The organism is Aquamicrobium lusatiense, from assembly GCF_014201615.1.
Taxonomy (GTDB): Bacteria; Pseudomonadota; Alphaproteobacteria; order Rhizobiales; family Rhizobiaceae; genus Mesorhizobium; species Mesorhizobium lusatiense.
Map to the genome: position 1 here is coordinate 639,056 of NZ_JACHEU010000001.1, position 21,536 is coordinate 660,591.

Here is a 21,536-nt window from a genome sequence, read left to right on the forward strand (position 1 = left end):
GCACGCCGTCACCGCGTCGGCGCGCGCCAGACGAAGCGGCCATCGCCGTCCTCGTCGGTGTAGAGAGGGATGGCCCGGCCGATCACGGCGGAGGTCGGCAGCGGGCCGAAGTAGCGGCCGTCGAGGCTGTCGCGGACCTGCCAGTTCATCAGGAACAACTCGCCCTCGGCGACGAGGCGGCAGCCCTGCCAGAAGGGCAGCGGATTGCCGCGACGATCCCGATCAAGTGCATCGCCCATCGGCACAGCGTCGACGGTGATAGTGAGGCCGGTCCTGCAAACCCGCTGCCCTGGAAGCGCTACGACACGTTTCACCAGCGGCACGCCTCGGGGCAGATAGCCGCCCTCGGCGAGGAAGCTCGCGAGCGGCTCGGGCGCATTCACGGCGACCAGATCGGTGACGTCCGGGGACTGGTCGGCTTCGATGGCGTAGAGCCCGATCGGCGTGCTGGCCGACGCGTTCCAGATCAACTTCGGTGCGAAGGATACGAAGGACAGGATGCCGAGCAACGACACTGCGGCGGTGGTCGTGATGGCGTAGCCGAGCCGGGTCATGCGCCCATCCTCCGCGCCAGGAGGAAGGCGCGGTGGCGCTGCATCGTGTAGTCGCGCGGCGTCTCGCCGACGGCCAGGCGGTTGTGAACGTGTCGCCAGTAATCCGGCGAGACATCGACGGGATCGATGCCGATCGCTTCGATCGCGTCGATGAGCTGGAGCATGCGCTCCACCTTCGGCCAGCCATCGACGCGCAGCAGGACGTCGCCGCCAGGCTTCACGGTCGGGATCGTCTGGCAGGGTTCGTCGGCACCGACCGCGCGCAGAATGTCGAGGCGGGAGAGCACGGTGCCATGCTCGTTCGCGGCCCAGCGCACCAGCGCGAAGGTCGTGCCGGGAGGGAAGAAGAGAATGCGGCGGCGACGGTCGAGGACCTGTTCGCGCACCTCGCGGCCGAAGCGGATCCATTGCTCGATCAGCTTCTCGGTCCAGACGAGTTCGACCTGGGTGAGATATTCCGGCGGCGCGTGAAGAGCGCGGCCGGCGCGCGCGGATGCGGCGGCAAGGCCGGTCATCAGTCGTCTCCTTGGGATGGTGGGAATTCACGCTCGAACAGCGCGCGCAGCATGTCTGCGACCGTCTGACCGCGCTGGAAGGCCGCGATCTTGATCCGCCCGCGCATGTCGGCGGTCACGTCGATGGTCAGCCTGGCCGAGAAGTCGTCGGCGAGTTGCGGGCGCTGCGTCTGGCGATCGGTCGCTTTGATCCAGCTCTCCGGATCGCCAGGCCGGGATGCGAAGCCGCGCTTGGGGGATCGTTCGCTCATGCGCCGAGCCTCGCCACCTCGGCCGCGAACGCGGCGATCTCGCGCGCGCCCGGACAATCCTCGTCATGCTCGGCAGCGATCCGCCCGGTCTGCACGACATCGGCGAAGACGATGCGCTGGCCGATTGTCGTCGCGAGTAATGGCGGATCATGATCCGCGAGTGTCTCTGCGGTTTCGCGCGCCAACACAGTGCGCGCCGCGCAGCGGTTCAGCACGAAGCGAGCGGCAAGCTGCGGGCGGTAGATGCGCGCTTCGCCGAGTAGCGCCAGCATCTCGGCCGAGGCCCAGCCATCGAGCGGCGACGGCTGCACCGGGATCAGCACGAGATCGGCGGTGAGCAGCGCCGAGCGCATCAGGCTGGCGACGCGTGGCGGTCCGTCGATGACGACATGGTCGGCGTCACGCGCCAGCTCCGGCGCTTCGCGATGCAGGGTGTCGCGCGCCAGGCCGACGACGCCGAACAGCCGCTGCAATCCCTCCCGGCTGCGTTGCTGCGACCAGTCCAGCGCTGACCCTTGTGGATCGGCGTCGATCAGCGTGACGCGCTGCCCATGCCGAGCCCATTCACCGGCGAGATGCAGCGCCAGCGTCGTCTTGCCGACGCCGCCCTTCTGGTTGAGGAGCGCGACGATCATAACGGGCTCCCGGCGATTGGGGCCTCGTCCACACGGCGCGAAAAAGCAGGTTCCGTTAGAAAGATTCCGAAGGAATCTAGGTTAGATAAGTTACGGGGCGCGCAAGAGACTGATTCAGCGCGATGAATCGGCGATTCCGGTCCCCGATAGCACGAGAGTCCGGTCCCCGTTGGCACGACAGTGCCGGTCCCTGATAGCACGAGATGATTCACAGCTTATCCCCAGGGCGAGTTGACGAGCGACGACGGCGGCGCGGGATGCCGAGCGCGTCGGGATCGGTTGGTACGAAGGACAGGATTTCTGGCCCGCCGAGGCATTGCTCGATGGTGAGCCGGTAGCCCGGCAGCGGTTGACGGCGGACGATGTCGCGCAGGTCGTAGGCGAAGTGCTTAAGTTGAGAGAGACTGCCGGATTTCGCGTGGAGGTGCGGGAAGTCGAAACTCCAGCCGAACTCCTGTTTGCCGCCGTGCTTGCGCACGAGGCGGTAAAGCCAGCGCTCAAGGCCACCAGTGAGATCGAAGTATTTGCGGTCGATCGTCATCACGAGCGCATCGTCAAGCACCGCGCCATAGAACCAGTCGGGGAGGATCAGTTCGAGACCGAGCGGACGGCCGCGATGGTCGGCGCGTTCCTTCCATTCGTTGATCCAGGAGAAGCGATGCATCCGCCGCTCGGTCGGCTGGCGCATCGAGGTCGCGACCGTGGTCGACTGCAATCGGTCGAGTGCCGCCTTGAGGCGGTCGTAGTCGCGCAGCGATACGCCGCGGCCGATGAAGTTCAGGATTTCATAGGGGGTGGTCGCCATCAGGCGCGATGGGCGCAAGCCGACATCGCGCGCCTCGACGATCTGCGAGGCAGCCCAGATGAGGACGTCCGCGTCCCAGATCGTCGCCATGCCATGTTCCGGCACCGCTTCGACACGGATCTTCACCGAGCCGGCCTTGAAGTCTATCGGCGCCAGACGCTTCGACTTGGCGAGCGAAAAGAACGGGTAGGCCATGAGGTCCTGCGCATCGCGGGGCGCGAGATCGCCGGGCAGCGCCCGAAACAGATCGAGTTGGGAGCGCTCATCGTATTGGGTGTGGCGGAACGACATGGCCGGTCGTCTCAGCGCGGGAAGCGTCCGCCGGCGGCGGTCGAGGCTGTTTGGCGCTTGGCCGGTAAAACAGTGCCGCCCCGCGGATCGGACGTGGAGGTGACGAGACCGCGATCCGCCCAGGCCTGAAGGTCGTCGACGGAATAGACCACGCGGCCGCCGAGCTTGCGGTAGATCGGACCGGTCCCGTAGGTCCGATGCTTCTCAAGGGTGCGTTCGGAAAGGCCGAGGAAGCGCGCCGCCTCCTGCGTTCTCAGGTAGCGTGGCGGTAAATTGGCGGCTCTTTCGGCCATGATCGCACCTCCGTGGTCTCGCGGGCGGCCGCTTCGAATAAGCGGCGGGTTGCGAGCACGGTGGCGCGAAGACGGCGCCCCGGACGATGTCGAAGTAAGATGTTAAAATCGACACGCGAGCGGGTATCAGCGATCCCGGCGTGGGCGGCGCAGCAATGTCCGATAGCCGCCGCGAACGAGCTTCATGCCGTCGCGGGCGAGACGGATGGTGGTCTCCCGGATCGGGTCGCCTACCCAGGATGCTGCGTCAATCTTGTGCTGGGGGAAGAGATGCTCGGCGACGGTGCGGTAGATGGCGCCGCTCGCGCGCGCGTCGATCGCGCGCAGCATCTGGCGGGCGCGCTGACGTCTTTGCGGCGTCAGGCGTGGATCGGGCGGCACGCGCTTGCCGAACATCGCGTGCCAGAGGCGTTCAACCGCGGTCAGTCGGTCGGGCGTCAGTTCATCGAATATGATGAACGCGCCGAGGGGGCGGGCATCATCGACGCCGATCAGGGCGACGTCGTGGGGTTCGCCGCGCAGTACGAGCCGGATCAGACCAGGATCATGCTCGATGATGGCGTGGGCGTGCAGATCCTCAACGCGGAGGCGGAGATGTCCCGCCGGGTTCGGTCCGACGGTGAACGGCAGTGTCGCGGGATCGGTCTGCGGGGTCCAGAAGATCGGCTGGACGAGCGCCGAGTTGCGAGGGTCGGCGACGAAATCGCAAGCCCCATTGCTCGGCGAACTCGCCCGCGACATCCTCGGTCAACCGCCCGACGGCTACCAGTTCCTGATAGGATTTTCTGTATTCAGGGTTGCGACGCAGGAACTCCCAGGCGAGATCGCCGGGGGTCAACTTGTCGATATAGTCATAGGCGGCTTCAGACCGCCAACTTTCATCCTCGGACATTCTCCACTGCCTCCGCGTAAGGTTGTGCAACGCGAGTTTTGCAGTGGATACGATTCCGGGTTGAACGGAGCGCGGGAAGAACGAAGTGGCCGCAACGTGATGCGGTTTGCGCATCACCTCAGTGCAGGCGGCCCTGGAGCAACTCGCAAAAACCGCTCTTCGTCATCCATTTCGCGCGGTCGAGATGACTGGTGTAGATGCGCTGAGCGCGTTCCGGTTCGGCCTTGGCATCGAGGCCGAAGAGGACTTCGACGACATCGCGCCAGTCGGCTTTTTCAGCGTCGGCATCCAGCAGCCGGACGTACAGCTTCAGATGCGCCTCGTCATAGGCGGTCAATGCCGCCCCGGCCGGCGGCTGATCGAGAAAATCGTCTTTGGTCACAACATCCCCCGATCGCGAGATGTATCCAAACTGGAGGATATTGTTAACCGTGATTTGATCGGAACGATGACGCATGACCTTGACGCGAGACGAATTGGCAACGCGGCGACCTGTCGAACGTCAGGTTTCCTTCTTCGCATCAACGAGCAGCACTCCCTTGCCCTGATCAGAGTTCAGGAAGACAATGCCGGCGCGTTCGAAAGCCCGTCTCACCTCATCGCGCGTGCTCTCAAAAACCTCGAGGCCACTGGTGGATTCGAGGCGTTTGAGCGCGGTCAATGAGACCCGGGCCTTGTCAGCGAGCGTCTCCTGTGTCCAACCCAGCAACGCGCGTGCGGCCCGAAACTGTCGGGCGGTGATCATGCATGACCACCTCCCACACGGACCTACGCGTACGCCAAAACTACGACTATAATAGTCGTTCTTGGCAGCGTATTCCAGTCGGAAGTGCTTATTTTCTCTCTGTCAGGCCGCCGAGATCGCAACTGATTCGGTCGCAGCAAAGCCGAGGCCCCGGCCTTCCGGTCGGGGCCTCGCGGAGGGCCTCAGTCGCCCCGGCGCCCATTGGGACGGGACCAGATGAGCGAGAGGGTCTCGCCTTCCTCGTCGTCGAAGAGGTTAGCGTAGATCGGGGCGTTGAAGCTGGGATCGTCGAGCTTTAGGCCCAGATAGGCACGCCCTTCGTTGGAGGTCTTGGACCAGGCAGCGCCGATCTCGGCGCGGCCCACGAAGACGCGGTGGCTCGGGGCGTTCTCGCCCGTAGCGCGGGCCTCGGGGATGATCCGGACATTCTTGGTCTGGACGCTGAGGGTGACGATTTCGCCGGTGAACTCGTTGTTGCCGGTCTTCTTGAAGGTGCCGATGGTCGCCATGGTAGTTCTCCTTGAACTCTGTTGCGAGCCCGCACCATTGCGGCCTCGATGGCGATCGAGAGGCCGGAGGCGATTGACGGCGCACCCCGCAAGGGCCTGACAGCAAAGGAGAGGCTTTCTTGCCTCGCGAGGAATGACGGCGCAGCCGGCAGGGGAAGAAAGTTTCGACGCCGCTGTTGCGGCATAGGCGATCGAGGCGCAGCCGACCTTCGGCCAGATCAGCCCATTGAAGAGGCCGTTTTGGAGCGGTCGATATGACAGAGACGCATCACAGGAGAACGTGGCGACCATACCGACCGATGGACCCGTAGCGACGTCTGACACCGCGGGTCAAACCAGCTCCGCCAGACGCTACGTACCGCCGATTCCTGCCCGTCGCCCACGAGATCGCCCCCTCCCGGCACTCGCACCGTCTGCGCGCTGTCACGGCATTGCCACCGGCGCCGTCACCGATGGCATGGCGCGTCAGCTGGGTTAACCGTCGATCCGGTCAGCGCGATTGCAAGCGAGCCTGGCGACGAGGAAGGCGCGACCGCCAAGACATCAATTGACCATCCCGCCGCCGCCTGCACCGATGTCAGGTTCGCACGATGGTCTGCCCGGTTGGCCCGGGCGTGCCCATGGCCGTCACCCGGATCAGCGCCGTGACGCCAACGGCGATTGCGCCGATAACTGAGAAGATGAGCTGCCAGATGTCGGAGGGCATGGTGTGTTTCACGATGCCATGCGTCGCGTGGTAGCCGGCGAGCGCCGCGGGCGCGACGAAGGCGAGTGCGATCGTGAGCCGTATCCAGAGCGGACGGATGAAGGCGAGCAGGAACTGGCCGAGGCCGAGCGTCACTGCGGCGGCGGCGAGGCCGACGAGGATCGCTCCGAGCCAACCAGCGCCGCTGCTATAGGCCCAAGTCCCGGCGCTGACGCCCGCGAAGAACGGCAGCGCGAAGACAGCTAGTGTGAATAGAAGCCAGCACAGGACGCCGATCGCCGCGATGCCGGAGAGGATGCCGATGAAGACCATGGTGGTGTTCTCCGTGAGATAAAGGTCTGACGGTCGCGCCTCCACCACCACCACGGCGCATTGATAGTATAGCCGAAGAGAAGGCAGGGCGGGAGCGGAAATCCCGTGGGACTTCCGCTTGCGGCCCTGTCGCCTTGCCCGCGATTAGCGGGCGAAGGGGTCGATCTCGTGAACGATGGCGGCAACTTCGCCGTCATATTCGCCAGCGGGCATGACGCCCATGGTGCCGTCCCCGGCCTGGAAGATGACGATCGAGACCATGAGGGTGGCGGCGAGGCTGAAGGCGAAGGCGTGAGCTTGATTGAGGGACATATGACCGGCTCCTGTCTTGGAGGCGGGAGACCATCTCCCGCGCGACAGGCGTCCGATGTGTCCGGCCGATGGCCGCAATCACCGCGAAGGCGAAGCTGGAGCGGCGGCACGCTTTGCGTCGTCCGACCCTTTACGGGTTGATGGCGTCAGGCCAGCGGCTGGACCAAGGATTAGCGCAATGGAAGCGGGGGATGGTTTCTCGCTTCGACCGAGTGCTAGGATCGCCCCACAGCAATTCACTGCGTTGGATTCGAGCCGTGTCCTGGTCGTCCGCGTCGGAAGGCAGGAGGGCGCAAGCAAACGATGGCAGCCGGATTTCACATACCAGACGGCAACGACGCCCTTCGAGATGATCTTCCGGCAGTGGTCGAACTGATCGAGCGTACGGCCCGGTGGGTGAATCCGGAGACTTTCCGGCGTCTGCCGGTATGGGCGCCGCATACGGCTCGCGGCCGGCCTCTCTATGACGCTGCGTGGTCGCGCCGGTACACGAACACGAAAAAGGCGACCAAGATCACCGCTGAGAAGTTCGAGGGCAATGTCGCCGCGCTCAATGCACTCGTGGCGGCTCTGGGCGTCGCGGCGCCGAAGCCGAAGAACTGGACCGTGTGTCACATCTGGGGATACGACGATCCCTCGTTCGCTCAGCAAAGCAGCGTCGTCCAGGATCTGCGCTACTTCTCCTGCGTCGCCAATATGGTGTGGCTGCCGACCCCGCTCAAAGGCTTCACGGACACGATGCCTGAAATCAAGGCGATGCTGCGAGTGTGCGCTTTCCACCTTTACGGCTGGGCTTGCGAGCATCCATCGGTTGCCGAGCAATATGAGAAGGTCAAGAACGGCTGGATTCCCGAGGGCTATCCGAAGAGTTGGCCTTGTCCGGAGCGCCCTGGACTGCTTCCGCCGGGTACAGCGCCGTTCGGGGAGCGGATCGAGCGCGAGATTGCCAAGCGGAAGGGCAAGCTGAAGGCCGACCTCGCGAATGCGGCCTTTCTCCATTATCCGAAGGAGGAAGTGCTCGCGGTGCTGAAGTTCTGGGGCGTCGACCTGGGGTGACGGCGCTCACGCGCCGCCTCCCTTCGGGCGAAAGTCGAAGACCGGGACGCCGAGCTTTCTGGCCTTGTCGGCAAGGTTGTCCTGGATGCCAGTGCCGGGGAAGACGATGACCCCGATCGGTAGGACGTCGAGCATCTGATCGTTGCGCTTGAACGGCGCGGCCTTGGCATGTTTCGTCCAGTCGGGGGCGAAGCCGACCTGTGGCACCTTGCGGGTGTCGGCCCATTTGGCGGCGATCTTCTCGGCGCCCTTCGGCGACTTGCCGTGCAACAGCACCATGTCGGGGTGCTTGGCGTGGACCTGATCGAGCTTGGCCCAGATCAGGCGGTGATCGTTGAAGTCGAGCCCGCCGGTGAAGGCGATCTTCGGACCGGCGGGAAGCAGCACCTCGTTGTCGGCGCGTTTCTTGGCGGCGAGGAAGTCCCGGCTGTCGATCATCGCCGAGGTCAGGTTGCGATGGTTGACCATCGATCCGCTGCGCGGTCGCCAGTTCGAGCCCGTGTGGCGCTCATAGTGCTCGGCGGCCTGGTCGCGCATCAGTTCGAAAGCATTGCGGCGTTCGATCAGGGTCTGGCCCTCGGCCGTCAGGCGTTCCAGCTCGACAGCCTTCACCTCGCTGCCGTCCTGTTCGCGCTGGCCGCGCCGCTGCGCCTGCTCATTGTCGTCCAGCTCGCGCTCGATCCGTTCGTTGGCGCGGTGGAAAAGGTTGACGGTCGACCAGAGGAGATCGTCGAGGTCGGGCTCGAGGCGGGTGTCGTCCAGGGTGACGATCAGGGCGTCGAAGATGTCGGCGATGGCGCCGGCGACATGGTCGCCCTCCGGAAGCGGTCGGGGATCGGGTTCATCCGTGAAGGGACGGTAGCCGTAGAGCTGGAGTTCGCTGAGGACATGGTCGGTGGGGGAAGAGGCGTGGTGCGGTTCGTAGTCGTCGTGCTCGCTCATGGGATGCTCCGTCGGTTCGACCGCGACCCTCGCGGCCTTCATGGCGACGAAAGCCGGCGGGCGGGCCGGACCTGCATCCGCAGCGAAGCGGAGGGCCGGAGCACAGCGGAGGATGGCGAAGGCGGGCTATTTTGTTTCGCGATGGAAAGGCCCGAAGGGCCGCCGGAAAATAGTCCGTCGCAGACATTGCGGGTCCGGGCCGTTTGCTGGCCGATCGCCCTCTCGAAGGCCGGGGCGCGGTTCTCTCCGACCTGGGGCTCATCCGAGCGATGCCGACGACGGCGCTCCCGCCGTCTGCATTCTCCTGCCGGCCTATGCCGCCAGCGCCATGAAGCGTGCGACGTCCTGCGGCGCGATCTGGACCCGGGCCGCTGCCCGGAGGCTGTCCAGCCCCGCCAGGCGGAGATCCTCGTTGAAGTCGCCCAGGCTCGGTGACACCACGACCGCTTCGATCCCGGCCGCGTTCGCCCGTTCGATCAACGTCGCCATCGCACCGTCGCCGGCCGGATCATTGTCGCGGGCGATGTAGAGCCGTCGCAGCGTGTCGGGGAACAGGATGGCCGAGAGATGCGCCGCCGAGAGCGCCGCCGCCATCGGCATGGTGAGTAGCGCCATCCTGAGCGACAGCATCGTCTCGATGCCTTCGCCCGCCGCCATCACGTCGCCAGCCACACCGAAGCGAACGGCATGCCCGAGGAGGTCGCCCATCGCCCGTCTCGGCGTGTCGATCGGGGCTTTGTTCGAGCCGTCCGGCGCGAGCCAGGTGCGGTGCGCGCCGGTCTGACGCCCGGCGAGATCGGTGACCGATGCGATCATCGCCGGCCAGGTCTCTGTCGGGGAATGTTCGTCAGGCCGGTAGTAGCAGCGGGGATGGAAGCGCAGGCTTCCGGTTCCGTGCAAATCCGTAATGCCGCGTGTATGGAGATATGTCTTTACGAGTGTGCCCGCAATCGGCTGCGCCATGGCGAACAGCCGCCGGGCCGCTTCCGGCGATCCGGCCGGCGCAGGTGACTGGCGCCCGCCACCGTGCGGACGGTCCGGTTCGGGATGCGGCATCGACAGGAACGTGTGCGCCTCATCGGCAACGTCCTTGAAGTCGACCAGGCCGCAGCTTTCGCGGATTACGTCGAGGAGATCGCCATGCTCGCCGGTGGCGGCGTCGGTCCATTTGCCGGCGGCGCCCTTGCCGGTTTCGCTGCCCTTCAGCCGCACGAACATCGAGCGGCCCGGCGTATTGCGCACGTCGCCGACCAGCCAGTAGCGGCCCTCGCGATGACCGGCCTTGAGATAATGACGGCACACCGCCTCGGCTTGTCGGCCGAGACGGATCGCCAGTTCGGAAGCGTCCTGCCGCGCCATTACGCCGCCTCCCGCTCGCCGATGCGCTCGATGGGATAGCGCTCCAGCACCTTGGCCAGAATGGCAGCGCCGGTCCCATCGGTCGGCACGAACATCCGCAGCTTCCACGAGATGATCTCGTGGAACAGGCCATAGGCCCGCAGGCGATCGCGCATAGCGTCGATGAAGCCGGACAGCTCGATGCGGTTGGCCCCCATGACCCGGACGCGGCGAAGTTGAAGCCCCTCGGCCAGGTCGAGGATGGTCTTGCCATCCATCAGCGCCATGAAGGCGTCGTCCGGTGTCAGGGTTGACGTGCCGGTGGCGAGCGCGCCGGCCACCCAGGCGGCGGAGACACGGCGGCCAACGATGCGCTCGCCGTCGTCGGTCTGGAGTCGATACACCCGCGTCGACTCGCTCGGGAGGCGTTTCCAGATCGGCAGCAATAGACCGCTGACGACATGGATGGTGCTTTCGGCATACTCCGGCATACTCCGGCATACTCCGGCATACTCCGGCACCTCGGCTACCTCGGCGTTCCATGCCGCGGTGAAGCCCGCCCGGTCCGTGTTAACCCAATGGGTCTCATCCATCATCTTGATGGGGATGTTGTGCGCCTCCATCGGTCGGATCAACCGCACGCGCCGTTCGATCTCGCCATCGTCCAGCATGATGCTGGTGGTCGGTATCTGCACGGCGGCGCGGCCCGAGCGTTCGTTGATCAACAGCCTGGCGCGCGGGTCGTCGAGATGATCGAGCGCCTCGGCAAGCGTCACCGGCCGGTTGCGCTGGCGCTGGGTGATGGTCAGCAGCCGGGCTTCGGCACCGGTGCCGGGATGAACGTGGATCGTTCGGCGGTCGGTGACGATGAAGCTCTCGGCCTGCAGCGTCTCCAAGCCGACATCGTAGCTGCCCGAGGCGATGGCGCCTTCGATCTTGGCGTTCAGCAGCCGCTCGAACGCCGTGAACAGGACGCCCTGAAGGTCGATGGTCAGGGCCAGCAACCTGTTCAGGAACGTCGTGATCGGCGGCAGCTCGTCCTTCATGCCGGTTGAGTCGGTCAGCGAGAGGCCGGTGGCGTCCTCGAACATCTGGAGCGAACAGCCGTCGACCTTACCGCGCACCAGCAGCAAGTAGAGCTGCCGCAGGGCGTCGCGGGCGTAGTGGCTTTCCAGATTGTCCTCCGGCCGGAACAGCCCTTGGCCGCCGGTCTGGCGCTGGCCCCGCGTGATTGCGCCCAGGGTGTCGAGGCGGCGGGCGATGGTCGACAAGAAGCGCTTTTCCGCCTTCACGTCCGTCGAAATCGGCCGAAACAGCGGTGGCTGCACCTGGTTGGTCCGGTTGGTGCGGCCTAGCCCCTGAATGGCGGCGTCGGCCTTCCAGCCCGGCTCCAGCAGATAGTGGACGCGCAACCGCTGGTTCCGCGACGACAGGTCGGCGTGATAGCTGCGCCCGGTGCCGCCGGCGTCGGAGAAGATCAGGATATGCTTCTGGTCGTCCATGAAGGCCTGCGTTTCGGCCAGATTGGCCGAGCCGGCGCGGTTCTCCACCGCAAGCCGATCGATGCCGCCCGGGCTGGTCCTACGGACGATGCGGCGCGATCGTCCCGTCACCTCTGCCACGACATCGGCTCCGAAGCGCTGGACGATCTGGTCGAGCGCGCCGGGGACCGGGGGCAGCGATGCCAGCCGCTCGATCAAACGATCGCGACGGGCGACGGCGTCACGGCTCTCGACCGGCTGGCCGTCGCGAAACACGGGCCGCGACGACAGGTTGCCCTCGCTGTCGGTAAAGGGCTCGTAGAGCTGCACCGGGAAGGAATGGGCGAGATAATCCAGAACGTATTCGCGCGGGGTGATGTCCACCCGGACGTCGTTCCATTCTTCCGTCGGGATCTCCGCGAGCCGGCGTTCCATCAATGCCTCGCCGGTCGAGACGATCTGGATCACGGCGGCGTGGCCATCGGCCAGGTCCTGCTCGATCGAGCGGATCAGGGTCGGCGTCTTCATCGAGGTCAGCAGATGGCCGAAGAAGCGCTGCTTGGCGGATTCGAAGGCTGAGCGGGCGGCGGACTTGGCCTGGCGGTTCAGAGTGCCCCCAGAACCATCAGGGCCACCGGTGATGTTGGCGGCCTGCATCGCCGCGTCGAGATTGTTATGGATGACGGCGAAGGCGCCGGCATAGGAGAGCGACCGTGCCGTGTAGAGCCCGAGCGAGCGCAGGTCGCGCGCCAGCACTTCCATCGCCGCGACGCCGCCATCCTCGATCGCCTCGACGAATTCGGCGCGGGTCGAGAACGGGAAGTCCTCGCCGCCCCAGAGGCCGAGGCGCTGGGCATAGGCGAGATTGTGCACCGTGGTCGCGCCGGTCGCCGAGACATAGACGATGCGGGCATTCGGCAAGGCGTGCTGGAGGCGGAGGCCCGCACGACCCTGCTGCGAGGCGGCGACGTCGCCACGTTCACCCTTTCCGCCTGCGGCGTTCTGCATGGCGTGGCTCTCGTCGAAAATGATCACTCCATCGAAATCGGAGCCCAACCATTCGACGATCTGCTTGACGCGGGAAAGCTTACTCCCGCGATCGTCGGACCGTAGCGTGGCATAGGTGGTGAATAGGACGGCTTCCGAGAGTGTGATGTCCTTGCCCTGCGGAAAGCGCGACAGCGGCGTGACCAGCAGCCGCTCCATGCCGAGTGCCGACCAGTCGCGCTGGGCGTCCTCCAGCAGCTTGTCGGATTTGGAGATCCACACCGCCTTGCGGCGGCCCTGCATCCAGTTGTCGAGGATGATGCCGGCCGACTGGCGACCCTTGCCGGCGCCGGTGCCGTCGCCGAGCATGAAGCCCCTACGGAAGCGCACGGCGTTGGGTGCATTATCGGGCGCAGCCGAGATGAGGTCGAAGGTGTCGTCGAGTGTCCACGAACCGGCCAAGAAGTCGGAATGCGCCTCGCCGGCGTAGATGACGGTTTCGAGCTGAGCGTCAGAGAGAAGGCCATCCGAGACGATGTTGGCCGGAAGGCGCGGCCGATAGCTCGGCCTGGGCGGCGCTACCGAGGCCATCGCCGCGGACTGCACCAGCTTGGTCGGATGGGGCTGCGCCCCGGGAATACGGATCGCCTGCAATTCGTATTCCTCATAGATCGCGTCTGTGATCCGGCCGTCTTCGGCGGGCGTCCAGTCCACGGTCTCGTAGGCGAGTTCGACGCCTTCGGGCTCGATGGACGCGGGCGTGGCGGGACGGACAGCAGAGGTGCGCGCGAGGTATCCGCGAGCGGTCTGGGGCCCCGCGGTGGACTCCGACGTTGGCACTGGCGTGAGGGGGGCAGTCGGACGCGGCGGAACCTCCGCCGCGATCCAGCCGAGCAGCGTGCCGACATCGGGCGCGATGCCGGGCGAAGGGGGAAACGCGGCCCGATCATCGGCCGGCAGCTTGTCGATGACCGTCAACCGCGTATCGATGGTCGTGCCGTGCCTGGCATAGACCGAGCCGTCCACGGCGGCGGTGAAGACGATGCGGCCACGCTCCTGAAGCCGGACGAAGGCCGCAGCCGAGGCCGGATGGTCGGGGCTGAAGTTGGCGCCGGTGATCGCCACCAGCCGCCCGCCATCGGCGAGCCGGGCGAGTGCTGAAGCGACATGGCGATAGGCGGCGTCGGCCACGCGGCCGGAGACGTTTGCCATGGCCGAGAACGGCGGGTTCATCAGCACGACGGAGGGGACGGCTCCCGGCGCGAGATGATCGTCGATCTGGGCGGCGTCGAAGCGGGTGACGGCAACGGTCGAAAAGAGCGCTGCGAGCAGATCGGCGCGGGTTTCGGCCAGTTCGTTGAGGAGGAGCGTTCCGCCTGATATCTCGGCCAGGATGGCGAGCAGGCCTGTGCCAGCCGACGGCTCCAGCACGATGTCGGCTGCGCCAATGGAGGCGGCCGTCACTGCGGCGAAGCCGAGCGGCGCCGGCGTCGAGAATTGCTGGAGCGCCTGCGATTCCTCCGAGCGCCGCGTATGCGTCGGCAGGAGCCCGGCGATCTTCCCAAGAGCAGAAAGATGTGCAGCCGGAGATGCGGCCTTGCGGGAAAGCGCCTTTCCGTATTTGCGCAGAAAAAGGACTGTCGCGACCTCGCAGGCCTCATAGGCGGCCTTCCAGTCCCAGACGCCGCTGGTGTCGGATGCACCGAAGGCTGCTTCCATCGCTGCACGGAGGATCACGGCATCGACGCGCTGGCCGCGTTCGAGATGTTCGAGAAGCTGTTGCGCCACGGCGAGGAGCGCGGACGCACGAGTGACGGGCGCGGCCGGAAGGGCCACGGGAGACAGAATGTTCATGGGAAGAACCTCGGGAGAGCGGAAGGGACAAGTCCGGGCGGCGCTCTCTCTCGGCCGCCGGGACTCGACCCGTCCCGGCCGTCCTCTTCCTCTTGTCCGCTGACATAAAAAAAGCGCGCGACCGTGAGGCCGGGCGCGCGCATGGTCGGGGATCATCGCATTCGGCTTTCGGCCAGCCAGCGGCCGGTACTGATCCATTCAATCGTTCGGCCTGTGCCGAGGTCGAGCAGATGGGCGCCGCCGGAGAAGCCGTCCACGACAGGGTCAGAAGCAATACCGGCCCACTGGAACCCCCAGGTGCCGGTGAGTGCGAATGTCTCCGCGCAGCGGGTGACGAAGGTGACCAGCAATTGCGGATCGGCGGTTCCGGGGTCGCGAAGCCAGAGGCGCGTCGCGCCGTGCTCGGGTGTCAGGGAGAGCAGGAAGGGTTCGGCGGGCGGGTCCTCGCGACCATTCTCGGCCATCAGCGCGGTGTAGATGTCGAAGGCCCGCGCAACATTGGCAACCGAGCCGACGTCGAGCAGGCAGGAGAAGCGGGTGAGATATTCGGCCATATCAGGCTCCTGAAACGAAAAGAGCCCGGCGCTGGGCCGGGCTCTGAGTGGATGGGATTGGAAGGTGCGGAGCGGCCGAAGCTGCCCCGCGAGGCGATCATTCGGCGGCGATGAGGTGACGTTCGGCGTCCTCGCCATCGGCCGGCGGTTCCGACTCGTCGTCGGCGCTGAGGAAGTCGGGCAGCGCGGCGTCCTCGGTTTTGCCATCGCCGTCCGCGTCCGGTGCCGGATCGCCATCGACACCGGCAAGTCGAAGCGGTTCGGGCAGCCAGCCGCTGTCGGCCAGGAGACGCTCGGCCTCCTTGGCCATGTCGCCCTTTTTCAGATGACCGATAAGCTCGGCCGCCCGTTCGCCGGCGCCTTCGCGGACGGCTTCGAGGATGCGCGGCTTTGTGACACGGTTGAGGTAGTTGCCGAAGGTCGGACGCCAGCCGGCTTCGACCAAGTCGAGCCCGGTCGCCCGCGTCAGCCGGTCGGCCTGCGCGAGCCTCATATCGAGCGTATGCTGCGACACGCCGCCCGCGCTGTGCGGGTTCGGCCGCTCATAGAGCGCGTTGACCCCATAGCTGACGCAATGCGCCAGCAGCGCCATGCGGCTGGCATCGTCGAGACCAGCGAGCCAATCCCACAGGGCGTCGTCGTCCTTCGGGATGTCGGCGGCCCAGGCGTCGTGACGCTCCTGCACAGCCCGCGCGGAGGGGCTGTCCTTCAGCGTCTCGTCCTGAACGGGGAAGAAGATGTGTTTCACCCCCGTTTCCATGGCGCCCGTGTACATGCGGGTCATGAAGCTGTCCGAGACCAGCTTGTGGAGAAGCGCCGTCATGGCGATGTGCGGGTTTTCCGCCACCGCGTTGCGCAACGCGAGGGTGCGGTAGGCGGTCAGCTCGACGACGAGGCGTTCGGGCAACGGCTTGATGCTGTCGTCCTCATCGTCCTCCGGTTCGACAGGCTGGCCGCCGATGGTGATGACGGCGCGCTGCACCGACGGGCTCGCGGTGCCATCGGATTCGATGTCCTTCTCCGATCCTTCCTCACCATCGGTCCGGACCTGAGGCACATCCTCGGGCCGAACGAAGCCGCGATCGACCGAAAGCGACCCGTTGGCGTTGATGCTGACGAACACGCCAGCGATGGCGATGTCGGCCGGATCGAAGTGCTCCGAGCGGTCGTCGAACGCCGCCAGTGCCGTCTCGATCTCGCCCATACGCTCGTCGACCTCGTCGGGCAGTTCGTCGGCGTCCTGATATTCCGCTTCGAGCCTGACCTGCTCGGCGGTGAGCGCCTTGATGGTCGCCTGTTCCTCCGCCGATAGATCGATCGGCGTGCCGCAGACCTCGTGGAGGCCGCGAACGGCGTCGTAGGGGAAGCTGACCGCGACCTCGATCCACTTCCAGCCCTCGGCGGCGATCACCTCAGCCTCGGCCTTGAGCTTGTCGGCGACGAGGCGATCGAGAAGCCCCACGTCCTGCAGCCAGCCGCCATCATCGGCCTGGAAGAGGTCGCGCATGACGGTGCCGCCAGCCGCCTCATAGGCTTCGATGCCGAGGAAGACGGCACGCTTGTCGGACGCGCGCACCGTGGTCTCGGTCAGCATGCGCCGGATCTGATAGGGCTCCTTCGACCAGGCGTCCTTGATCGCGTCCCAGACCTGGGTCTGACGCTCGTGGTCTTCGGAGACCGTGAACGCCATGAGCTGCTCCAGCGTCATGCCGTCGTCGGCATAGACGTCGTGGAGGACCGGCGAGACGGTCGCGAGGCGCAGCCGCTGCTTGACCACGTTGACGGGCACGAAGAACGCCGCGGCGATCTCCTCCTCGGTCATGCCCTTGATCAGCATGTCGTGGAAGGCGCGAAACTGATCGAGCGGATGGAGCGCGGCGCGCTCGATGTTCTCGGCGAGCGACACTTCCTCGGGGAGGATGGCGCCGTCGCGATCGCGGACCACGCAGGGGACGGGCGCGACTTTCGCGAGACGCTTCTGCTTCACCAGCAGTTCGAGCGCGCGGAAGCGGCGGCCGCCGGCGGGCACCTCGAACATGCCGGTCTCGTTGCCTTCGGCGTCAACGACGGGGAAGACGCTGAGGCTCTGGATCAGGCCGCGACGAGCGATCGAGGCCGCGAGGTCTTCGATCGAGACGCCGGCCTTCACGCGCCGGACGTTGGACTGGCTGAGCACCAGCTTGTTGAAGGGGATGTCGCGCGAGGACGACAGGATGATCTTCTGAACGGCAGTAGCCATCGGGATTTACTCCGTGACGGGCGGCCGAGAGACTCTCTCTCAACCTCCAACCCGTCACGAAGCGAAGCGCCGCCCTCTTCCTCTAAAGGGGGGCAGCGGCACGAACCGGCAAACCTGAAAGGCACGGAAGCGCAAAGCCGGAGACGCGGAAAACCGCATCCCCGGCTTTGCGGAAATCAGGAAGCTCGATCGAGCAGCTTCTTGGCTTTGCCTTCCATGTCGAGGCGGGCGTCCTGGTGCGGCTTGTCCCGGGCGACGGCGGTGATGCCCTGCACGAAATCGAAGATGGACTCAGGCGGGCGACCTTCCTCGGCCAGCACCGTGTCGATGATCTTGCCGGTCTCGGCCTTGGAGAAGCCGCGACGACGCAGGAAGTCAGTGCGGTCTTCGTCCGTCCTGGCGACAATCCGCTCGCGAGCCGCCCTGATGCCGTTGACGAACGGCAGGGGCGAGGAGTTCGCGAAGTTCAGCAGCGCCGGGGCTGCCTCGTGCGCGAAGCGATTGGCGGCATATTTGGAGTGGCGGATGGTGATTTCCTCGAAATCCTCCACGCCCCACAAATTGCGATTCTGGCAGACCGCGCGCAGATAGAAGCTCGCCATGCCGAGCGTCTTGGCGCCGACCTCGGAATTCCAGCAATAGAAGCCCCGGAAATAGAGATCCGGCGAGCCATCTGGAAGGCGGCCGGCCTCAATCGGGTTCAGGTCGTCCACCAGGAACAGGAAGACATCGCGATCGGAGGCATAGAGCGTCGTCGTGTCCTTGGTGATGTCGACGCGCGGATTGTAAATCCCGGTCGACCAGTCGAGCACGCCCGGGACCTTCCAGCGGGTATCGCCCGTGCCATTGCCGGCGATGCGTTGGACGGCCTCGACCAGCTCGTGGTCGTAGATGCGGCCATAGTCCGGGCCAGTGACGGCGCGCAGTTCGACACGGCCAGTATCGGTTTCGAGCGTCTTGATCTGCTCGGCCCGATTGGAGGTCAGGCCGTATTGCAGGTTGATGCCAGCAAGGGCGGCGGGGAGCTGCCGCAAATAGGCAGCGGGGGCACCGACCAGGCTGGCGAGCTGGCCGAAGGACCAGTGTGTCGGCGCGATTGCCGCATCGGTGCCCGGCAGGATCAGCGCTAGCCGTTCCGGGTCGTTGCGGTTCGCCTCGACGTGGATGAGCGCACTCTCCACCATCCGCGTCCGGCTGCGATCGGCGCGGTCGCGCACCGATCGCGCCAACTCGGACAGCGACAGGTAGCGCTCGTCGGCTGGGCGCGAGAACCATTCGGACGAGACGCGGCCGACCCGCTCGCCCCGGCCAACATCGACCTTGTAACCGCCGCTGGTGTCACGGCGCGCATCGAGGACCTGCATATTCATGGGACCATTCTCCATGACGGGCGTCAGAGACCTCTTCTCCAACCTTCAACCCGTCACGGGAAACAAGTCCACTCTCTCACTCTCAGCGGGGCGTTGCGGGGCAGCCGCCCCGCAGAAGGGGTCGTTCGAGACCAGCGGGCTCGGACGCAGGGGAAGGCTTTCCCCTCGCGGTGCGGATGTACAAGGTGAGCCGTCGCCGCTGTTGGCTCAGGGGGGGCCGTTTGAGGCGAACGCGTTTCGTAAAACGGCAGCCTCTTACCTCGCACCTTTCCTCACCATGCGAAAATGATACAAATCCTCGGACAGTAAGTCCTATGTTCCGAGTTTCCGTATCGTGCCATCATCCATGTCCCAGCGCCAGATTGCCCATACCGTGCTGACCGCGCGCGGCATTTCGCGCATGGCAGAACTGCGCGAGGCCGGCGTAACAGCCGCCACCATGAGCCGCATGGAACGCGACGGCGAGGTGCTTCGGCTCGCGCGAGGACTTTATCAACTTTCTGATGCGCCCCTCGACGTTCACCACAGTCTGGCAGAGGCCGCCAAACGGGTTCCCAAGGGCGTCGTTTGCCTCGTTTCGGCCCTGGCTTTTCATGGTCTGACGGATCAGCTGCCCGAGGCAGGTTTGGCTCGCCGTGGGCCAGAAGGACTGGTCCCCGAAACCCGAAGGCACGCCCATCCGACTGGTACGTTTCACAGATCGTCTCCTGACGGAGGGGGTTGAAACCCACCCTGTCGAGAGGGTGCCCGTGAAGGTTTTCGGCGTCGCAAAGACGATCGCCGATTGCTTCCGATATCGGAACAAGATTGGCCTGTCCGTGGCGATCGAAGGCCTGCAGGAAGCGCTGCGCCAGCGCAAGACGACGCCAAGCGAGATTGCCAGCCAGGCCGAGCGAGGAACCGTCGCCACGGTCATGCGGCCCTATCTCGAGGCACTGACCGCCAATGGCTAAGGAGATCGAGAATATCGGCTCCTCAGTTCGCGCCCCGCCTGCCGCAGATTGCCAAAACGAGGTGATGGTGGACCGGGCGGGCGCGAACTAGAATTCTTGACCTCCGGACTAATTGATCATATATGATCGGATAATAGATTTTTTCCATCATATATGGATGGTTGATATGGGTTCCCCCAAGGCGAAACCTGCACTGGAACGGCTAGGCCAGGATATCCGCAACGCGCGTCTGCGGCGTGGTATTGCCGTGGCGGATCTCGCCGTGCGTGCGGGAACCTCGCCAAGTTCCATCGCCCGCCTTGAACGGGGTGATCCGGGCGTTGCCATCGGAACGCTTGCCGACGTTCTCGTTGTGCTGGGACTTCTGGAGCGTCTCGCTGACCTGGTCGATATCCGCAAGGACGATCTGGGGCTGGCGCTGGTAGCGGAGCAAGGACCGCGCCGGGGCCGCTCGTTCGCCGCAAGGCTGAAAAAGCAGAAGGCTCAGACGGAGGAGACGCAGGATCGGCAGGACGTTGTGGACCCTGACGGGGCTTCCTTCTGATGGCCGATTTCGTCGCCCATGTCGCGCTTGGCGAAGGCCGCGCATCGGTGGGCCAATTGCGTTTCACCCATGCCGGGCCACGCCAATTCTCGACCTTCGCCTATGACGCCGAATGGATCGAAAACCCGCGCGCCTTCGCCATACAGCCCGATTTCCCTCTTGAGGCCGGCCCATTCCACACTTCGGGGCAGCCCGGCAACATGCGCGACGCTTTGGCGGGCGTTTTCGCCGATGCGGCTCCGGACAGTTGGGGACGCAGACTGCTCGAACGCGCCTATGGCAATGGTCTCAATGAATTCGAGTATCTGACGCTTTCCGACGATGCCTGCCGCCAAGGCGCGTTGCGTTTTCTGGATGACAAGGGCGAGTTCATTCGCGGCAAGGCAGCGGACGCCGTTCCGCGTCTGGTCGATCTCGAAACCATTACGGCGATCGCGCGCGCCTATGAGCAGGGTAAGGAGATCTCGCCCGAGGATATGCAGGCGCTCGCCGGCGCCGGTGGCTCCGGCGGCGCTCGTCCCAAAGCCAATGTCAGGGACGGCGACGCGCTGTGGCTGGCGAAGTTCACCTCGGTCCACGATCAACAGCCGATCGAGCGCGTCGAGGTCGCGACGCTGCGCCTGGCGGCAGTCTGCGGTATCCGGACGCCCGAGGCACGGCTGGAACTGGCGGACACGCCGTTCCCGGTGGCGCTGATCCAGCGGTTCGATCGGCGTGGGGCCGCGCGGATTCCCTACATCTCCGCGCGCACTGCGCTCGGCAAGACGGGAGCGGAACTGGGGTCCTATACCGAGATCGTTGATTTCATGCGGGCTTACTCATCCGATCCTTCTGACGATTTCCGTGAACTTTACCGGCGTCTGATCTTCACGATCCTCGTGTCCAACAAGGACGATCACCTGAAGAACCACGGTTTCCTCTATGTGGGGGCGGGTCAGTGGCGCTTGTCGCCGGTGTTCGACGTGAACCCGGCGCCGGATCGCAACCCGCATCTCGAGACGGCAATCCTTGAGGGCGGGGCCCATGATCGCTCGGTTAACCTCGCTCTAGAGGCCTGCGCGTTTTTCGAGATTCCCGAGGCCGAGGCACGGGAGATCATCCGAACCATGGCGCAGCGCATTTCAGACGGATGGCGCGAAGCCTTCAGACAAGTTGGCGTCTCTGGCGCGCTGGCGCGCGACTATGAGGCTGCCTTTCTCAACGAGCAAAGTGAGTTTGCGCTACAGAAATAGTCAAATATGAATATTTTTCGCAATTTATCTATCAGATATGGATACATTAAGAATTTGGAGCCGTTTCAGCGGGTGCGCCAGATGAAGGTTGGAAGCATATAAATCCGCCTGCCGAGTTTCATCACAATATTAGACCGAGAACGAAGTAGTGATTTATAAAAAAACT

General features: G+C 65.1%; 22 protein-coding genes and 1 pseudogene. 4 read left to right on the forward strand and 19 right to left on the reverse strand.

Going from position 1 to position 21,536, the window contains the following annotated elements; all coding sequences use genetic code 11:
* Positions 1-8 precede the first annotated feature (8 nt).
* The 13 genes from HNR59_RS03215 to HNR59_RS03270 all read right to left on the reverse strand — a co-directional run bounded on the left by HNR59_RS03215 (position 9) and on the right by HNR59_RS03270 (position 6,820).
* Positions 9-554, reverse strand: a complete 546-nt coding sequence (locus HNR59_RS03215) for a S26 family signal peptidase (RefSeq protein WP_140022642.1) — start codon at positions 552-554, stop codon at positions 9-11.
* The gene (locus HNR59_RS03220) at positions 551-1,069 is read right to left on the reverse strand and encodes a DUF2840 domain-containing protein (RefSeq protein ID WP_183825886.1); all 519 of its coding nucleotides are present in this window, start codon (positions 1,067-1,069) and stop codon (positions 551-553) included. Before HNR59_RS03220 ends, HNR59_RS03215 begins: the two co-directional genes overlap by 4 nt.
* The gene (locus tag HNR59_RS03225) at positions 1,069-1,320 is read right to left on the reverse strand and encodes a hypothetical protein (protein WP_137859490.1); all 252 of its coding nucleotides are present in this window, start codon (positions 1,318-1,320) and stop codon (positions 1,069-1,071) included. The genes HNR59_RS03220 and HNR59_RS03225 overlap by 1 nt, the downstream gene beginning before the upstream one ends.
* Complete coding sequence (gene parA / locus HNR59_RS03230) at positions 1,317-1,955, reverse strand: ParA family partition ATPase (protein WP_183825889.1); 639 nt, start codon at positions 1,953-1,955, stop codon at positions 1,317-1,319. The genes HNR59_RS03225 and parA overlap by 4 nt, the downstream gene beginning before the upstream one ends.
* A 208-nt stretch (positions 1,956-2,163) precedes the next feature.
* Positions 2,164-3,051, reverse strand: a complete 888-nt coding sequence (locus HNR59_RS03235; RefSeq protein ID WP_183825892.1) for a replication initiator protein A — start codon at positions 3,049-3,051, stop codon at positions 2,164-2,166.
* A gap of 11 nt (positions 3,052-3,062) precedes the next feature.
* Entirely contained in the window at positions 3,063-3,344 is a 282-nt protein-coding gene (locus HNR59_RS03240; protein WP_048648556.1) for a helix-turn-helix transcriptional regulator, read from the reverse strand.
* A gap of 126 nt (positions 3,345-3,470) precedes the next feature.
* The gene (locus tag HNR59_RS03245; RefSeq protein WP_343060828.1) at positions 3,471-4,007 is read right to left on the reverse strand and encodes a DUF2285 domain-containing protein; all 537 of its coding nucleotides are present in this window, start codon (positions 4,005-4,007) and stop codon (positions 3,471-3,473) included.
* Positions 3,922-4,350, reverse strand: coding sequence for a transcriptional regulator domain-containing protein (locus HNR59_RS20700; RefSeq protein WP_343060623.1), 429 nt, complete (start codon positions 4,348-4,350; stop codon positions 3,922-3,924). Before HNR59_RS20700 ends, HNR59_RS03245 begins: the two co-directional genes overlap by 86 nt.
* A 4-nt stretch (positions 4,351-4,354) precedes the next feature.
* On the reverse strand, positions 4,355-4,693 hold the full coding sequence (locus HNR59_RS20950; RefSeq protein WP_343060624.1) for a DUF2285 domain-containing protein: 339 nt from the start codon (positions 4,691-4,693) through the stop codon (positions 4,355-4,357).
* Between the two features lie 45 nt (positions 4,694-4,738).
* Positions 4,739-4,981, reverse strand: a complete 243-nt coding sequence (locus tag HNR59_RS03255; RefSeq protein WP_024021493.1) for a helix-turn-helix domain-containing protein — start codon at positions 4,979-4,981, stop codon at positions 4,739-4,741.
* A gap of 182 nt (positions 4,982-5,163) precedes the next feature.
* Positions 5,164-5,490: a DUF736 domain-containing protein gene (locus HNR59_RS03260; RefSeq protein WP_183825898.1), complete on the reverse strand. Its 327-nt coding sequence runs from the start codon at positions 5,488-5,490 to the stop codon at positions 5,164-5,166.
* Between the two features lie 577 nt (positions 5,491-6,067).
* Positions 6,068-6,508, reverse strand: a complete 441-nt coding sequence (locus HNR59_RS03265; protein WP_112296174.1) for a hypothetical protein — start codon at positions 6,506-6,508, stop codon at positions 6,068-6,070.
* A gap of 144 nt (positions 6,509-6,652) precedes the next feature.
* On the reverse strand, positions 6,653-6,820 hold the full coding sequence (locus tag HNR59_RS03270; protein ID WP_183825901.1) for a hypothetical protein: 168 nt from the start codon (positions 6,818-6,820) through the stop codon (positions 6,653-6,655).
* 303 nt (positions 6,821-7,123) lie between these two features.
* On the opposite strand from HNR59_RS03270, the gene HNR59_RS03275 reads away from it, so the two are divergent.
* Positions 7,124-7,876 (forward strand): hypothetical protein, encoded by a 753-nt coding sequence (locus tag HNR59_RS03275; RefSeq protein ID WP_109856087.1) that lies wholly within the window; start codon positions 7,124-7,126, stop codon positions 7,874-7,876.
* A gap of 6 nt (positions 7,877-7,882) precedes the next feature.
* Here HNR59_RS03275 and HNR59_RS03280 read toward each other — a convergent pair whose 3' ends face one another.
* The 6 genes from HNR59_RS03280 to HNR59_RS03305 all read right to left on the reverse strand — a co-directional run bounded on the left by HNR59_RS03280 (position 7,883) and on the right by HNR59_RS03305 (position 18,641).
* Positions 7,883-8,818: a DUF2493 domain-containing protein gene (locus HNR59_RS03280; protein WP_183825904.1), complete on the reverse strand. Its 936-nt coding sequence runs from the start codon at positions 8,816-8,818 to the stop codon at positions 7,883-7,885.
* Between the two features lie 312 nt (positions 8,819-9,130).
* Positions 9,131-10,177 carry a DUF7146 domain-containing protein gene (locus HNR59_RS03285; protein ID WP_183825907.1) on the reverse strand — a complete coding sequence of 349 codons (1,047 nt, stop codon included), beginning with the start codon at positions 10,175-10,177 and terminating at the stop codon, positions 9,131-9,133.
* Positions 10,177-14,478 (reverse strand): strawberry notch family protein, encoded by a 4,302-nt coding sequence (locus tag HNR59_RS03290; RefSeq protein ID WP_183825909.1) that lies wholly within the window; start codon positions 14,476-14,478, stop codon positions 10,177-10,179. The genes HNR59_RS03285 and HNR59_RS03290 overlap by 1 nt, the downstream gene beginning before the upstream one ends.
* Before the next feature lie 152 nt (positions 14,479-14,630).
* Complete coding sequence (locus HNR59_RS03295; protein ID WP_183825912.1) at positions 14,631-15,032, reverse strand: hypothetical protein; 402 nt, start codon at positions 15,030-15,032, stop codon at positions 14,631-14,633.
* A 97-nt stretch (positions 15,033-15,129) separates the two neighbouring features.
* Entirely contained in the window at positions 15,130-17,271 is a 2,142-nt protein-coding gene (locus tag HNR59_RS03300; protein ID WP_183825915.1) for a ParB/RepB/Spo0J family partition protein, read from the reverse strand.
* A 176-nt stretch (positions 17,272-17,447) separates the two neighbouring features.
* Complete coding sequence (locus HNR59_RS03305) at positions 17,448-18,641, reverse strand: DUF932 domain-containing protein (RefSeq protein WP_183825918.1); 1,194 nt, start codon at positions 18,639-18,641, stop codon at positions 17,448-17,450.
* Positions 18,642-18,987: 346 nt separating this feature from the next.
* On the opposite strand from HNR59_RS03305, the pseudogene HNR59_RS03310 reads away from it, so the two are divergent.
* The 3 genes and pseudogenes from HNR59_RS03310 (at position 18,988) to HNR59_RS03320 (ending at position 21,370) form a co-directional block, all read left to right on the forward strand.
* Positions 18,988-19,594: pseudogene (locus HNR59_RS03310) on the forward strand (type IV toxin-antitoxin system AbiEi family antitoxin domain-containing protein).
* Positions 19,595-19,760: 166 nt separating this feature from the next.
* The gene (locus tag HNR59_RS03315) at positions 19,761-20,138 is read left to right on the forward strand and encodes a helix-turn-helix domain-containing protein (RefSeq protein ID WP_183825920.1); all 378 of its coding nucleotides are present in this window, start codon (positions 19,761-19,763) and stop codon (positions 20,136-20,138) included.
* Positions 20,138-21,370 (forward strand): type II toxin-antitoxin system HipA family toxin, encoded by a 1,233-nt coding sequence (locus tag HNR59_RS03320; protein WP_183825923.1) that lies wholly within the window; start codon positions 20,138-20,140, stop codon positions 21,368-21,370. The genes HNR59_RS03315 and HNR59_RS03320 overlap by 1 nt, the downstream gene beginning before the upstream one ends.
* Positions 21,371-21,536: the final 166 nt, after the last annotated feature.

Excerpts from the sequence above, each read along its gene's own strand:
- parA (WP_183825889.1), bottom strand. The coding sequence starts at position 1,955 with ATGATCGTCGCGCTCCTCAACCAGAAGGGCGGCGTCGGCAAGACGACG.
- HNR59_RS03275 (WP_109856087.1), top strand. The coding sequence starts at position 7,124 with ATGGCAGCCGGATTTCACATACCAGACGGCAACGACGCCCTTCGAGAT.
- HNR59_RS03215 (WP_140022642.1), bottom strand. The coding sequence starts at position 554 with ATGACCCGGCTCGGCTACGCCATCACGACCACCGCCGCAGTGTCGTTG.
- HNR59_RS03260 (WP_183825898.1), bottom strand. The coding sequence starts at position 5,490 with ATGGCGACCATCGGCACCTTCAAGAAGACCGGCAACAACGAGTTCACC.
- HNR59_RS03280 (WP_183825904.1), bottom strand. The coding sequence starts at position 8,818 with ATGAGCGAGCACGACGACTACGAACCGCACCACGCCTCTTCCCCCACC.
- HNR59_RS03305 (WP_183825918.1), bottom strand. The coding sequence starts at position 18,641 with ATGAATATGCAGGTCCTCGATGCGCGCCGTGACACCAGCGGCGGTTAC.
- HNR59_RS20950 (WP_343060624.1), bottom strand. The coding sequence starts at position 4,693 with ATGCGTCATCGTTCCGATCAAATCACGGTTAACAATATCCTCCAGTTT.
- HNR59_RS03235 (WP_183825892.1), bottom strand. The coding sequence starts at position 3,051 with ATGTCGTTCCGCCACACCCAATACGATGAGCGCTCCCAACTCGATCTG.
- HNR59_RS03255 (WP_024021493.1), bottom strand. The coding sequence starts at position 4,981 with ATGATCACCGCCCGACAGTTTCGGGCCGCACGCGCGTTGCTGGGTTGG.
- HNR59_RS03285 (WP_183825907.1), bottom strand. The coding sequence starts at position 10,177 with ATGGCGCGGCAGGACGCTTCCGAACTGGCGATCCGTCTCGGCCGACAA.
- HNR59_RS03265 (WP_112296174.1), bottom strand. The coding sequence starts at position 6,508 with ATGGTCTTCATCGGCATCCTCTCCGGCATCGCGGCGATCGGCGTCCTG.
- HNR59_RS03220 (WP_183825886.1), bottom strand. The coding sequence starts at position 1,069 with ATGACCGGCCTTGCCGCCGCATCCGCGCGCGCCGGCCGCGCTCTTCAC.
- HNR59_RS03295 (WP_183825912.1), bottom strand. The coding sequence starts at position 15,032 with ATGGCCGAATATCTCACCCGCTTCTCCTGCCTGCTCGACGTCGGCTCG.
- HNR59_RS03290 (WP_183825909.1), bottom strand. The coding sequence starts at position 14,478 with ATGAACATTCTGTCTCCCGTGGCCCTTCCGGCCGCGCCCGTCACTCGT.
- HNR59_RS03320 (WP_183825923.1), top strand. The coding sequence starts at position 20,138 with ATGGCCGATTTCGTCGCCCATGTCGCGCTTGGCGAAGGCCGCGCATCG.
- HNR59_RS03270 (WP_183825901.1), bottom strand. The coding sequence starts at position 6,820 with ATGTCCCTCAATCAAGCTCACGCCTTCGCCTTCAGCCTCGCCGCCACC.
- HNR59_RS03240 (WP_048648556.1), bottom strand. The coding sequence starts at position 3,344 with ATGGCCGAAAGAGCCGCCAATTTACCGCCACGCTACCTGAGAACGCAG.
- HNR59_RS03315 (WP_183825920.1), top strand. The coding sequence starts at position 19,761 with ATGGGTTCCCCCAAGGCGAAACCTGCACTGGAACGGCTAGGCCAGGAT.
- HNR59_RS03225 (WP_137859490.1), bottom strand. The coding sequence starts at position 1,320 with ATGAGCGAACGATCCCCCAAGCGCGGCTTCGCATCCCGGCCTGGCGAT.
- HNR59_RS03300 (WP_183825915.1), bottom strand. The coding sequence starts at position 17,271 with ATGGCTACTGCCGTTCAGAAGATCATCCTGTCGTCCTCGCGCGACATC.
- HNR59_RS20700 (WP_343060623.1), bottom strand. The coding sequence starts at position 4,350 with ATGCGCAAACCGCATCACGTTGCGGCCACTTCGTTCTTCCCGCGCTCC.